Origin of the sequence: Streptomyces bambusae, assembly GCF_019400985.1 — a bacterium.
In the GTDB taxonomy this organism is placed as follows: Bacteria; Actinomycetota; Actinomycetes; order Streptomycetales; family Streptomycetaceae; genus Streptomyces; species Streptomyces bambusae_A.
Window position 1 is genome coordinate 1 of sequence record NZ_WTFF01000017.1, and the last position, 13,200, is coordinate 13,200.

General features: G+C 71.6%; 12 protein-coding genes and 1 pseudogene. 5 read left to right on the plus strand and 8 right to left on the minus strand.

Going from position 1 to position 13,200, the window contains the following annotated elements; genetic code table 11:
• Positions 1-173: 173 nt before the first annotated feature.
• Positions 174-989, plus strand: a pseudogene (locus GPJ59_RS04885) (CU044_5270 family protein); the annotation flags it as partial.
• Positions 990-1,064: 75 nt separating this feature from the next.
• Here GPJ59_RS04885 and GPJ59_RS04890 read toward each other — a convergent pair.
• Positions 1,065-2,243: a S8 family peptidase gene (locus tag GPJ59_RS04890; protein WP_219665119.1), complete on the minus strand. Its 1,179-nt coding sequence runs from the start codon at positions 2,241-2,243 to the stop codon at positions 1,065-1,067.
• Between the two features lie 503 nt (positions 2,244-2,746).
• Positions 2,747-3,172, minus strand: a complete 426-nt coding sequence (locus GPJ59_RS04895; RefSeq protein ID WP_219665120.1) for a hypothetical protein — start codon at positions 3,170-3,172, stop codon at positions 2,747-2,749.
• A 300-nt stretch (positions 3,173-3,472) separates the two neighbouring features.
• Here GPJ59_RS04895 and GPJ59_RS04900 point away from each other — a divergent pair, with 300 nt between their 5' ends.
• Positions 3,473-3,949: a hypothetical protein gene (locus tag GPJ59_RS04900; RefSeq protein WP_219665121.1), complete on the plus strand. Its 477-nt coding sequence runs from the start codon at positions 3,473-3,475 to the stop codon at positions 3,947-3,949.
• Positions 3,950-3,963: 14 nt separating this feature from the next.
• On the opposite strand, the gene GPJ59_RS04905 is transcribed toward GPJ59_RS04900, so the two are convergent.
• The gene (locus GPJ59_RS04905; protein ID WP_219665149.1) at positions 3,964-5,841 is read right to left on the minus strand and encodes an AMP-dependent synthetase/ligase; all 1,878 of its coding nucleotides are present in this window, start codon (positions 5,839-5,841) and stop codon (positions 3,964-3,966) included.
• Between the two features lie 428 nt (positions 5,842-6,269).
• On the opposite strand from GPJ59_RS04905, the gene GPJ59_RS04910 reads away from it, so the two are divergent.
• From GPJ59_RS04910 to GPJ59_RS04920, 3 genes are read left to right on the plus strand one after another with little or no spacing between them, the layout of a single operon-like run.
• On the plus strand, positions 6,270-6,737 hold the full coding sequence (locus tag GPJ59_RS04910; RefSeq protein ID WP_258023890.1) for a hypothetical protein: 468 nt from the start codon (positions 6,270-6,272) through the stop codon (positions 6,735-6,737).
• Positions 6,734-8,137, plus strand: coding sequence for a hypothetical protein (locus GPJ59_RS04915; protein WP_219665122.1), 1,404 nt, complete (start codon positions 6,734-6,736; stop codon positions 8,135-8,137). The genes GPJ59_RS04910 and GPJ59_RS04915 overlap by 4 nt, the downstream gene beginning before the upstream one ends.
• A complete protein-coding gene (locus GPJ59_RS04920; protein ID WP_219665123.1) occupies positions 8,134-8,451 on the plus strand; it encodes a hypothetical protein in 318 nt (105 codons plus the stop codon). The genes GPJ59_RS04915 and GPJ59_RS04920 overlap by 4 nt, the downstream gene beginning before the upstream one ends.
• A gap of 72 nt (positions 8,452-8,523) precedes the next feature.
• On the opposite strand, the gene GPJ59_RS04925 is transcribed toward GPJ59_RS04920, so the two are convergent.
• The 5 genes from GPJ59_RS04925 to GPJ59_RS04945 all read right to left on the minus strand — a co-directional run bounded on the left by GPJ59_RS04925 (position 8,524) and on the right by GPJ59_RS04945 (position 13,069).
• Positions 8,524-9,855, minus strand: a complete 1,332-nt coding sequence (locus GPJ59_RS04925; RefSeq protein WP_219665124.1) for a dicarboxylate/amino acid:cation symporter — start codon at positions 9,853-9,855, stop codon at positions 8,524-8,526.
• A gap of 390 nt (positions 9,856-10,245) precedes the next feature.
• Positions 10,246-10,566, minus strand: coding sequence for a DUF4229 domain-containing protein (locus GPJ59_RS04930; RefSeq protein WP_308120140.1), 321 nt, complete (start codon positions 10,564-10,566; stop codon positions 10,246-10,248).
• A 160-nt stretch (positions 10,567-10,726) separates the two neighbouring features.
• Positions 10,727-11,254, minus strand: coding sequence for a GNAT family N-acetyltransferase (locus tag GPJ59_RS04935; protein ID WP_219665125.1), 528 nt, complete (start codon positions 11,252-11,254; stop codon positions 10,727-10,729).
• A gap of 79 nt (positions 11,255-11,333) precedes the next feature.
• A complete protein-coding gene (locus GPJ59_RS04940; protein ID WP_219665126.1) occupies positions 11,334-11,837 on the minus strand; it encodes a GNAT family N-acetyltransferase in 504 nt (167 codons plus the stop codon).
• Entirely contained in the window at positions 11,828-13,069 is a 1,242-nt protein-coding gene (locus tag GPJ59_RS04945; protein ID WP_258023891.1) for an XRE family transcriptional regulator, read from the minus strand. Before GPJ59_RS04945 ends, GPJ59_RS04940 begins: the two co-directional genes overlap by 10 nt.
• Positions 13,070-13,200: the final 131 nt, after the last annotated feature.

The window sequence follows — 13,200 nt, forward strand, 5'->3', positions numbered from 1 at the left end:
CTAGCTTGACGAGATATGCGCTGCTTATCTTCCTTCCTATTTCGATGTGTGCTGTAATGTTTTTGGCCACATCACCGCCAACCCACAAACACTCTACCGCGTAGAGGAGCGGGAGGCGTGGAAAGTAGAAAAGAGACAGGCCCAACGCCACCGCCGGCTCGGCCGGTCCCGGCCGGGCGGCGCCGGTCGAGGCGCCGGTGGTCTCCGTCGAGGCGGGCAGCGCCGAGCCGGTCGCCGCCACCGTGCAGCAGATCGCCGCGGCCGCCGCCACCGGCAAGCTGCCGGAGCCGGGGCCGGGCCAGTACGTCTACGTCAAGAGCACGGTCTCGTACCTGGAGCTGTCGCACGACGTCGACAGGAACGAGTCGAAGACCTGGGTGCAGCCGCTGCACACCCGTGAGGTGTGGAAGTCCCCCGACGGCCGGAAGGGCTGGCTGGACGAGCCGGGGCAGCAGCCGGACGGCGGCATCACCCTGGACAAGGACGGCCCGCTGGCCAAGCCGAAGAACGGCCAGGACATACCGGGCGAGGCGCCGAACTTCTCGTACGACTGGCTGAAGGCGCAGAAGGCCGACCCCGACGCCCTGCTGAAGGCGGCCCGTGAGGCGGCGGGCGGCGGGGCGGGCGACCGCGACCAGGAGGCGTTCGAGGAGATCGGCTCGATGCTGCACGAGCAGATCGTCCCGCCGGGCGTCGCCGCGGCCCTGTACCAGGCCGCGGCCAGGATCCCGGGCGTGGTCGTCGTCCAGCACTCGCAGGACGCGGCCGGCCGCGACGGCATCGCCCTGGCCCGCGTCGACGAACGCCACGGCTCCCGCACCGAGTGGGTCTTCGACCGCTCGTCGTACGCGTACCTGGGCAGCCGGGGCGTCCAGGTGAGGGAGCAGGACGGGATCAAGGCGGGGACGGTCGTCGAGCGCACGGCGGTGCTGGAGCGCGCCGTGGTGGCGGGCCAGAAGGAGCGCCCGGGCGACCGGCGCGCCGCCTAGGCGCGGGTGGCCCGGTACCCCGGGCTCGGCGGTCCGAGACCGCCGGGCCCGGGGTGGGTGGGTCGGTCGCAGGCGTCAGAAGCCGGCGGTGAACAGCAGCTTGTTGGGGCTGCCGTTGCCGAGGTTCGTCAGGTCGTCCTTGGTGCTCTTCGAGTCGAGCCAGTCGGCGACCTCCGCCGGGGTGGCCGCCGGGTACGCCCCCTTGTACAGGGTGGCCAGGCCGGCGACGTGCGGGGCGGCCATGGAGGTGCCGTTGAGGGCGACGCTCCCGCCGCCGAGCTTGGCGGAGACGATGTCCTGGCCGGGGGCGTAGAGGTCGAGGCAGGTGCCGTAGTTGGAGAAGCTCGTCTCCTCGTCCCACCTGTTGGTGGCCCCGACCGTCAGCACGCGGGCCGCGGACGCGGGCGAGACCCGGCACGCGTCGATCGCTGAGTTGCCGGCCGCGATGACCGGCAGGACGCCCGCGTCGGCGACGGCGTTCGCGGCGTTGTTGACCGCGTCCGACCGGTCACCGCCCAGGGAGCCGTTGAGGACGGCGGGCCCCTTGGCGTTCCTCGCCACCCAGTCCATCCCGGCGATGATCCCCGACCACGAACCCGTGCCGTCGCAGCCGAGGACACGGACGCTGATCAGGTTGGCCTTGCGCGCGACCCCGTACGTCGAGCCTCCCACGGTGCCGGCGACGTGCGTGCCGTGGCCGTTGCAGTCCTGGCCGCCCCGGCCGTCGCCCATGGCGTCGAAGCCGAGGGCCGCCCGGCCGCGGAACTCGGTGTGCCCGTAGTCGATGCCGGTGTCGAGGATGTAGGCGTTCACGCCGGAGCCGTTGCCGGCGGTGGTGAAGTCGTTGTCGAGCGGCAGGTGCCGCTGGTCGATCCGGTCCAGGCCCCACGACGCGGACGGCGCTCTGGAACCCGGGGCCGACGGCAGCGGTGTGGCCTGGACGCGGGCGTCCTCCTCGACCGCCTTCACGCCCGGGCTGACCCGGACGAGGTCCAGCTGCGACTTGGTCAGCGGGCCGGCGAATCCCCTGATCGCGGAGTTGTAGACGAACGTCGGCTTGAGCCCCAGCTTCGCGGCGGTCTTCGCCGCGTCCACGCCCTTGTCGAGGGTCACGATGTACTGGCCGGGGACCGCGTTCGCGGAGGTGTGCAGGGGGACGGGGGTGGGCTCGGGTCCGGCGGCCGAGGCGGTCCCGGCCGCCAGCGGGGCCGTCGCGAGGAGGGTGGCGGTCGCCAGTCGGGCGAGCAGGCGCATGGGGGGACTCCCAGGAGGGGTGGAGGGCGTCATGGCGATGGCCGCTCCCCTCACCGACGGACAGCCGGCGGTACAGCTGGCTGTCGGGGTGCGGCCTCCCTCTCCATCGGTGCGCCCTCCGGCGCGGCTTGAGCGGCCCGCCCCCGCTCGGCGCAGCGGGGGCGGGCGGGGGTGGGGCGGGTGCGGGCGGGTGCGGGCGGCGTGTCGTGCCGGCCTGCAGAAAGGATTGATCCCGTCCGCCGTGCGGGGCGCGTTCCCCGGACGGCGGTCCGGGACCGCAGCCCTTCTGGGACGCCCGTCAAGTTCACCCGTACGGCCCGTATCCGCCGTTCGTGGCGCCCGTATCCGCCGCCCGTGGCGCCCGTATCCGCCGTTCGTGCTGCCCGTGCAGCCGGTGCGGCCGGTATCCGCGGCCCGTGCGGCCCGTACCGCCGCCCGTGCGGCCCGTACGGCCGTTCGAGCGGCGGCCGTGCTGCGCCGCCTTCGCCTGCCGCCCTCCGGGGTCAGAAGTCGTCCACGACCTTCCAGCCGCTCCAGTTGCCGTTGTGGTCCCGGTAGTTCTCGCGGGCGTAGCCGTCGGCCGCGTAGTAGAGCACCGCGAACGTCCACGGATCGGTGTCCGGGCGGACGCCGTCATGGATGGAGACCTTGCTGGTGGACTTGCCGCCCATGGACAGCCACTTGCTCCAGGTGCCGCTGGTGTTGGTCCAGCGCGTCCACACCGCGGTGTCCGCGCCGATCACGAACTGCTGCTTCGTGCCGTCCGGGAACGAGTAGCTCGTGATGCCGTACTCGCAGATGTAGACACCGCCCCCGCCGGCGTTGCAGTAGCTGAGGGCCTGGGCCGGGGTGGCGGTCACGGCGAGGCCCGCGACGGCGGCGGCCGCGAGCAGCGCGGCCTTGATCTTGGTGTTGATGGTTCGTGCCATGGGCCTCATGGTGCGGACGGCGGCCAACGTCCGGCCAACGTCCGCCCAACGCCGCCGTCGGCGGGCCGGTTCGGCGGCGTACGACGTACGACACTCGATGCTCACCCCGCTGACCTGCGCATACCGCCGGGTCCGGGATCGCCGCACGTCCGCGCGCACGCACACGCCCACTCGCGCGCGTACCCGCCCAGTCGTCCTGACCGTACGTCACGTTCGCTGTACTCCTTGTGGACCGGTCACGCAGTGCGATAGAAACACGCCACTTCGTTGATGTTGACGTGTTCACGCTGGGGAGCGCTCGTGTCTGCACGCCGGGAAAGTCTGAAGAACCGTTCCGCCCTGTGCCTGGTCGTCATCGGTGTCGCGGCCGGGGTGTTCTTCCTCGTCGGCAGCGCCTCCCAGCAGCCGGCCGGCTGGGGCGCGGCCTATGCCTTCGGTTCCCCGGCCACCCTCCAGCTGCCGGGCCGCTGCGGCACCGAGACGATCGTCCGCGGCGGCGACGCGGGCCGCAGCACGGTCGTGTGCGAGCGCACCACGTGGACCGTCGACGGCGAGACCCGCCAGGGCGCCCTGTACGCGTACGCCGACCAGATCGAGCGCTCCTCCGGCGCCCTGACCCTCAAGGGCGAAGCCCGGGTCCTGGGCGAACGCGCCTACGGCGAACCGGAGACCTGGCTGACCTTCGTCCACCTGGGCGCCCTGACCCTGGCCGCCGCGGGCCTCCTGGGCCTCCTGGGCTCCGTGCTCGTCTCGCTCCTCCCGGGCCGCCGCCGCTGACCGTCGCCCCGCCCTCACCGCCGGTACAGGCCCTCGATCTCCCGCTCGTAGTCGCGCGCGATCGCCGCCCTCCGCAGCTTCAGCGACGGGGTGAGGTGGCCGCGGGCCTCCGTGAAGTCGGTCGGCAGTACGGCGAAGCGGCGGATCGATTCTGCGCGCGAGACCAGCTGGTTCGCCTCGTCCACCGCCCGCTGGAGGTCGGCCAGGAGCTCCTCGTCGCGCACCAGCTCCCGCAGCGGCACCTGCTCCCTCTTGCGCATCCGCCGCCAGTGCGCGAGCCCCTCCGGCTCCAGCGTGATCAGCGCGGTGATGTACGGGCGGTTGTCGCCGACGACCATGCACTGGCCGACGAGCGGATGGGCGCGCAGCCAGTCCTCCAGGGGCGCGGGGGCGACGTTCTTGCCCCCGGAGGTGATGATCAGATCCTTCTTGCGGCCGGTGATGGTGAGGTAGCCGTCGGCGTCCAGCTCCCCGATGTCGCCGGTGGCCAGCCACAGCCCGGGCTCGCCGGCGTACGAGACGTACGGGCCGTGCGCCGGGTCGGAGTTCCAGTAGCCGGCGAACACGTGCCGGCCGCGCAGCAGCACCTCCCCGTCGTCGGCGATCCGTACGGCCGTGCCCGGCAGCGGCCAGCCCACGGTGCCCAGGCGCGGCGCCTGTGGCGGCGTGACGGTACTGGCCCCGGTCGTCTCGGTGAGCCCGTAGCCCTCGAAGACCTCGATGCCGGCGCCGGTGTAGAAGGTGGCGAGGCGGCGCCCGAGCGGGGAGCCGCCGCTGATCACGTACTTGACGTGGCCGCCCAGCGCCGTGCGGATCCGCCGGTAGACCAGCGGGTCGTACAGGGCGCGGGCGGCCCGCAGCCCGAGGCCGGGGGCCCTGCCCTCGACGGCCTCCCCGAGGGTCCGGGCGATCCGCGCGGCCCGGTCGAAGGAGGAGCCGCGCCCCATCTTCTCGGCGGTGGCGCGGGCGGTGTTGTAGACCTTCTCCAGGACGTACGGGATGGCCAGCAGGAAGGTCGGCCGGAAGCCGGCGAGGTCCGCGAGGAGGTCCTCGGTCGCGATGCTCGGGGCGTGGCCCAGCCGGACCCGGGCGCGCAGGCAGCCGATGGCGACCATCCGCCCGAAGACGTGCGCCAGGGGCAGGAAGAGCAGGGTGGAGGCGGGCTCCTTGCTGACGGCCCGGAAGACCGGGTGCAGCAGCTCGACGGCGTTGTCCACCTCGGCGAGGAAGTTGCCGTGGGTCAGGACACAGCCCTTGGGCTGCCCGGTGGTGCCCGAGGTGTAGACGAGGGTGGCGACGGTGTCGGGCGAGCACAGCGCGCGCCGCTCGTGCACGAGCGCGTCGGGGATGTGCTCGCCGGCCTTGACCAGGCGGGCGAGCGCCCCGGTGTCGAACTCCCACAGGTGGACCAGGCCGGGCAGCGCGGCCCGTTCCCCGCTGATCAGGCGGGCCTGCGCGGTGTCCTCGACGGCGCAGGCGACGGCGCCGGAGTCGTGGATGATCCAGCGCGCCTGGTGGGCGGAGGCGGTGGGGTAGACGGGTACGGTCACCAGCCCGGCGGCCCAGCCCGCGAAGTCGAGCAGGGTCCATTCGTACGTCGTACGGGCCATGATCGCGAGCCGGTCGCCGGGCCGCAGCCCCTCGGCGATGAGCCCCTTGGCGACGGCGAGCACCTCGGCCGCGAACCGGGCGGCGGTGACGTCCTCCCAGCTGCCGTCCGGCTGCTTGCGGGCCAGGACCACCGCTTCCGGCGCCTCGCGGGCGTTGTCGAAGGGGATGTCGCCGAGGGCTCCGCGGACCGACGGCGCGACGAGCGGTGGCACCTCCACCTGCCGCACGACTCCGTCGACCACGGTCTTCACCGGCCGGACCAACTGCGGTGCGGCTCCCATGTCTTGTGCGGCTTCCACGGCGATCTCCTCGGCTCTGCGGGCTGACTCGTCACACGTGTGCGGGGTGTGCGGGGTTCTGCGGGGGCGTGCGGGGTTGGGCGGGGCGTGCGGGCGTTTCCAAGGGGTACGAAGGGTTCGGGGGGACGGGTACGAGGGGTGCGGGAGGACGGTGCGAGGGGTCCGGCTGCGGTCCGGCTGCGGCCAGGGAACCGTGCATTACCGGCCACGCACCGCGAGTTACCGCTGGTAATTTACGAGCGGGTAGCCACCCCTGAACACCCCTCTGCACAGCCCCTGCACCGAACTCCCCGGAACCGCACACTCCTGACCTGCGTGAACACCCTTGTCGGCCAATGCAGTCAGCAGGCCGGCAGCACACGCAGCACCGGCAGCACACGCACCCACGGGGAACCAGGAACACGGAACTCATGTCGTTCGACGCGGAATGGGCCACCTACCGGGCAGCCGCCCATGCCCGGCTCCAGCAGGACGAGCCGGGCATGCGCCTGAACTCGGCCGATGCCGGGCCCGGCGGCAGCGGTGGCGGTGGCGGCCAGGGCCCCGGCGGCACACTCGTCGCCCACGCCTCCTCCATCAACGGGAACGCCAATCTCCTCATCGAGATCGCCGCCCTCCTCCACGAGGGCCGCCCCGACGGCGACGCGGCCACCATGGCCCGGGCGCCGCGGGCGCACGCCGAGGTGGCGGCGAAGACCCAGGCCTTCGCCCGGTTCGCGGGCGACCAGTACCAGGACACCGTCGCCCTCTTCGCGGCCCTGGCCACGAAGCTGAAGGCGGCCGGCACCGACTTCGCGCGCGTGGACGACGACAACGCCCGTACGTTCCTGGACGAGTTGTTGGAATCCGGGAGTTATGTGAAGCCGGAGGACAAATGAGCAGCGGACTGAGCTACCGCAAGGACGTCGAGTTCCTCGCCGAGTGCAACCCCGCCCTCGTCGAGCGCAACGCCCTGGAGTTCAAGCGGCTGCGCGACCTCCTCACCGAGATCGGCACCCCGGCGCGCCGGGCCGAGACGGGCACCGAGTGGCACAGCGAGAACAGCGGCGCGTACACCGCCCGCCTCTCCGAGGCCCGCAAGCTGGCCGAGCAGATGGCCGAGGGCTTCGGCAAGGCGGCGAGCGCCCTGCACGCGTACTCCCAGGCGCTGACCACCGCCCGGTCCCACTACTCGGCGGGCAAGCGCACCGAGCAGCAGCTCGCCGACCTCATCCACACCAAGGGCACCGCCATCACCCGTACCGCGCAGGAGGCCGAGCCGATGCGCCAGTGGGAGGACATGCGGGCGACGACCGGCTTCCTCGACGGGCTCGCGGAGCTCACCATGGACGTGGACGACATCCGCGACCGCGCCAACAGCCTGCACGACAGCTGCGGCGGCAGCTTCCACCAGGCCAAGTCCGCCGAGTCCGAGGCCCGCGCCACGTGTCTGCACGCGCTGAACCAGGCGTACGACCTGCTGCCCGAGTTCCGGCTCAAGGGCGACTCCTCCAAGGTGGACCTCTACGCGGCCATGGCGGACATGCGCCGTGAGGGCGAGGAGGCCCGGCAGAACCCGCTGACGCACCTGCCGGGCAGCGGCCCGAAGCGCGACCTGGCGGATGGGCCGCTGGGCAAGGAGCCGGTCTCGCCGGCGCTGCGCGAGATCCAGATGAAGGTGGCGGGGCTGCCGGGGGATGCGGCGAACGGCTACTGGAACCCGCCGGACGGCGACGACGAGAAGGCGGCGTGGCTCTCGAAGAACAAGGAGGTCCTCAAGGCCGCGGCCGCGCACGCGGGGCTGCCCGTCGAGGTGGTCGCGGGCATCGCCTGGCAGGAGATCTCCGGTCAGCCCCAGGCCTTCGACGACATCACCGACACGCTCCGCCAGCAGGCCGACGCCCCCTGGGGCCTGAGCCCGATCACGGCCGAGAACCTGCCCTGGCGGCTCGGCGGGAAGGCCGACGAGACCTCGTTCGGCCCGATCGCCATCCAGGTCCGGCGCGGCGCGGAGGTGCTCGGCTACGACCCGGCGAACCTCACCGACGGCCAGCGCAACCTGATCGAGGACGCCCTCCAGGACCCGAAGCAGAACGCCTTCATCGCCGCCGGCTACCTGGCCCAGCTGAAGGCCGAGAGCGGCTTCGCGAACGTACCCCCGGAGCAGATGACCGACGCGCAGATGCGGGAGCTCGCCGCCCGCTACAACGGCGGCCCGTACTACGAGACGACCAAGGCGCAGCAGTACGGTGAGCGGTTCGGAGACAGCATCGGCAAGGTGAAGGAAGCGCTGCGTTGACGTACCCCCACGAGAGCATCGACCTGCCCGAGGACCGGGGCTGCCTGCGGTGGGTGCTGGGCGTGCCGCTGACCCTGATCCACCTGCTGAACGCCTTCTTCGTGTACTCCGCCGTCGCCTTCTCGCCCCAGGGCGACTGGGACGACCAGGGCTACGCCGGGCTCGGCGCCGTCTGCCTCGCCTCGGTCGCGCTGAGCGTCCTGGGGGTGCTGATCACGCTGATCCCGTCCGTGCGCCGGGCCATGGGCCTGTGGTGGTTCGCCCCGCCCGTGGTGCTGGCCGTGATCGCGATCATCCGTGTGAAGACGGCCTGAGACGCCACAGGCCGCAGCCCCCGTCCGGATGGCGGGGGCTGCGGCGGTTGCGGAGTTGCGGGCCGGCGGGGGTCAGACCGCTGCGACCGGGACGGCGGCCTTCTGCTCGGCCTCGTGGGCCGACGGGCCGTCGATCGGGGAGGCCGACGCGGAGGCGTAGGCCTCCTTGTCCAGGATTCCCTCGCGGGCGGCGACCACGACCGGGACCAGGGACTGGCCGGCCACGTTCGTGGCGGTCCTCATCATGTCGAGGATCGGGTCGATCGCCAGCAGCAGGCCAACGCCCTCCAGCGGCAGGCCCAGCGTGGACAGGGTCAGCGTCAGCATGACCGTGGCGCCGGTCAGACCGGCCGTGGCGGCCGAGCCGACCACCGAGACGAAGGCGATGATCAGGTAGTCCTTGATGCCCAGCTGCACGCCGAAGATCTGCGCGATGAAGATCGCGGCGAGCGCCGGGTAGATCGCGGCGCAGCCGTCCATCTTGGTGGTCGCGCCGAACGGCACGGCGAAGGAGGCGTACTCCTTCGGGACGCCGAGGCGCTCGGTGACCTTCTGGGTGACCGGCATGGTGCCGACCGAGGAGCGGGAGACGAAGGCCAGCTGGATGGCCGGCCAGGCGCCCTTGAAGAACTGCAGCGGGCTGACCTTGGCGACGGTGGCGAGCAGCAGCGGGTAGACGCCGAACAGCACGAGCGCGCAGCCGATGTAGACGTCGGCGGTGAAGGTGGCGTACTTGCCGATCAGGTCCCAGCCGTACGTGCCGATCGCGGTGCCGATGAGGCCGACGGTGCCGAGGGGGGCGAGGCGGATGACCCACCACAGGGCCTTCTGCAGCAGCTCCAGCACGGACTCGGCGAAGGTGAGGACGGGCTGGGCCTTCTCGCCGAGCTGGAGGGCGGCGATACCGGCGACGGCGGCCATGAAGACGATCTGGAGCACGTTCAGCTCGGTGAACGGCGTGATGACGTCCGTCGGCACGATGCCGGTCAGGAAGTCGATCCAGGAGCCGGTGCGCTTGGGCAGCTTGCCGTCGGCGGGGGTGAGGCCGGTGCCGGCGCCCGGGTCGGTCAGCAGGCCGATGGTGAGGCCGATGGCGACCGCGATCAGCGACGTGATCATGAACCAGAGCAGCGTGCGCGAGGCGAGCCGGGCGGCGTTGTTCACCTTCCGCAGGTTGGTGATCGACACCAGGATGGCGAAGAAGACCAGCGGCGCGACGGCCAGCTTCAGCAGCTGGACGAAGATGTCGCCGACCTTCTCCAGCGTGGTGTGGAGCCAGCTGATGTCCTGGCTGCGGGCGAGCCAGCCGAGCAGGACGCCGAGCACCAGACCGGTGACGATCTGGGCCCAGAAGGGGAATTTGAACGAGGCCTTGGGGGCCGCGGTGGTTGCGGACACGGACACACTCCGGGGTGGGCGCACGGGAGGCAGGGACGTTTCTGCAAGGTGTTGCGGTGCGGCAGCCAGGAAGATGCCCGGCCGGGACCGCTGCTGAACTCGTAAAGGTGTTACGGACAGCAACAGGCCGCGGACACGCGGCGGCAGAGGTCGACGTGCAGGCGCGCCACGAGCAGGGTGCTCATGGCAGTCAGGGGCGCGGCAGCGGTCAACATGTTGAAGAAGCTAACACTTCTGCTTTGAGAAACCCAAAGCATTACTTTGGGCCGGGTGTGAGTGCGGGAGCGCGCCGGGAGCGGCGCAGGAACGCCAACGCCCCGCCACCGGACGGGAAGTCCGGCGGCGGGGCGGTCGCAGGGTATGAGGAAGGTGTGACGAAGCTTACGAAGCCTGCGGTCAGGCGGACGGCGTGGCGGCTCGCGCGGCGTCGTCCGCGGCGTCCTCCTGGCTGCGGTTCTCGGCGAGCCGGCTCTTGGCCCGCTCGACCCGGCCGGCGATCTGCTCGGACATCTCCTCGCGCTGCTTGCGCAGCAGGACGAAGGAGAGCGGCGCGGAGAGCACGAGGGCGAGCAGCACGACCCAGGCGAGGTTCGCGTCACCGAGACCGGCGGGCACCCAGCGCAGCCGGACGAGGGCGAACACCACGAGGAAGCACGCGACGAAGATGCCCAACCGCATGGCGGTGTAGCGGATCGTGGCGTTCGGCTTCTGGGACACGGTGACCCCTTGTCTGTGTCGGTACGTCCGGTGATGCCCGTCCAGTGAAGCACGCCGGGACCCCCGCCCGGCGCGGCGGGGTCGGCGCGGAGGGGTCGGCGCGGAGGGGTCGGCGCAGCGGTCAGCGCAACGGCCGGCCGCCGAGCGGTCGGCCCACCGATCAGCGCAGCGGAAGCAGCATGATGATGTCGTCGCGGTCGTCGCCGGGGGCGACGCGGATGGCGTCGGGGATGCGGCCGACCTCCTTGTACCCGCAGGACGCGTAGAAGTGCTCCAGACCGAGGCCGCCGCGGCAGCACAGCCGGATCGCCTCGACGCCGTCGAAGGACGTACGGACGGCGTCCGCGGCGGCCGCCATGAGGTCGCGGCCGTAGCCCTTGCCCTGGTGGCGGGGGTGGACCATCACCGTGTAGGCCCACAGCCAGTGGGTCATCAGGTGGTGGGTGTTGAAGGTCAGAAAGACCGTCGCCGCCACCCCACCCTCGGCGTCCCGCCCGACCAGCAGCCGCGATCCCCCGTCGGCCACCTGCGCAAGCTGCTTGATCAGCTGCGGCCGCACGTCGTCCCGCCCGACGGGCGGCACGAAGCCGACGGCACCGCCCGCATTGGACACGTCCGTCCACAGATCGAGGATGCCCGCGTGCAGAACGGGGTCGATCACCGGATCCAGCGTGAAGGTAAGGGTCATACGGCGAGAGTATCCATTACCCCGGGGGGAGGCAACGACATAACGCCGAGGCCCCGCCGCGGACGTACGCGTGCGGCCGTCAGAGACTGCGCACCATCACCGCGTACAGCGGGGAGTCGCCGGAGGGCTTGGCCTCGGCCCGCTTCTCGTACCCCCACTTCTCGTACAGGGCCTGCACCTTGGGGTGCGCCGAGTCGACGAGGAGCGTCACATGGTCCACATCGACCGCGTCGACGAGTGCGTCATGGATCTGCCGGGCCCGGCCGGTGCCCTGCCACCGGGGCACCACCATCAGCTCGGACAGCGCGAGGATCCGACCACGCACCCCGTCGGGCCGGTCCGTCCCCTTCCACCACCCACCCGGCTTGAACTTCGAGCCGTACGCGTACCCGACCGGGCCGCCGTTCTCCCAGCCCGAGACGCACAGCCAGTCCTCGCGCCCCGACCACAGGTCGACGAAGTACGAGAACCGCTCCCGCGAGTGGAACGGATCCGGATCGCCCGCGTACACCTCGTCGTGGATGTCCAGGAGCAAGGAGCGGACGTCCGGCGCGTCGGCATGGGTGTACCGCTTCAGGTCCATTGGCGTGACTCCTCGACCCAGCTCACGACCTCGGGCGCCTTCGTGCCCGTGGCCTCGATGACCTGGCGCGTCCTGGCCAGGGTGTTCGTCGTACGCCGCGACCCGGACGCCGGCAGCAGCATTCCGTACGCCTGCCGGCCGGTCGCGCACGCGAGTTCCAGCTCTCCCTGTCTCGCCTGGCACAGCGACAGGTGCGACAGGTACAGCCCCCGGTTACGGATCATGCCGTCCGGGATGGCGGCGAGCGTGCAGTGAAGGCACGATTCGGCCCGCTCGTGTTCCCCGAGCGCGGTCCAGACGTAGGACGACAGGGCGTCGAACTCGGCCCGGCTGTAGAACGAGATCCACGCCGACCGCCGCCCGCACCCGGCCTTGCCGAAAGCCTTCTCCGCGAGGTCCAGGGCCCGCAGCGACTCGGCGGGCCGGTGCAGCCGGGCCAGAGCGTTGGCGTGCCGCACGTGGCCCAGCGACGCGAACAACGGGTCACGCCGGGCCACCGCCGAGCGCTTCATCACCTCCGCGCCGGCCGCCGCCTCGACGTGGTTCTCCCGCTGGCTGAAGGTGAGCATCAGGTGGTCCCAGACCCGGTACATGCTCTCGCCGTCGCGGGCGAGGCCGGCGAGGGCGAGCGCCTTGTCCAGGTGGGCGCGTGCGCGCTGCGGAGCGCTGGCGTCGATGGCGCCGAAGGCTGCCAGGCACGTGACGTCAGAAGCGAGCCGGTACATGTGTCGCTGGACGCGGTCCGAGGCACCGCCGATGGCGAGCGAGGACCGGATGCGCGCCCCCAGCTCGACAGCCGTGTTCTCGATCCGCCGCGCTCCGCCGATCCTCGCATCATCGCGCAGCAGGGCGGCGTACTCACGGTGGAACCGCTCGGCGTCGGACTGTCCCAGCCGCGACCGCCGCGCCGGGACGGCTGCAGCGGCGGCGGTTCCGGTCGCTGCGAGAAGGAGAGTACGGCGGTGCACTGGGTCCTCCGCTGGTGCGGCGGTACGTGGTGGCTCGAACCCTAAGTCCGAGACCGGGCGGCCGAATACCGCTTCCAGCGCAATGCAGCTCCGGCCGATCGGGCGCCGGGTCCTGCCGTTGAGGAGGTTGCGCACCGTGCGTGCGGACACATCGCCCGGCCTGCCGGTGAGGCTTTGGAGCGCCGCGTTCATCTGACGTGCCAATTCGTCCTGCGTCAGGCCGAGTTCGTCCGCGTGAGCCGTGAAGACGGCGTTCACCCCCATGCGACCGAACGTAGCCGGACGCGTACTGATCGCACCAGGCGCCGGGTAATGCGGACGCAAAGTTTTCCGGCGGGCCGGGAGCAACTCGGCGCCAACCTTTCCTGTACCCCAGGACCCTGCGGCCGTTGACT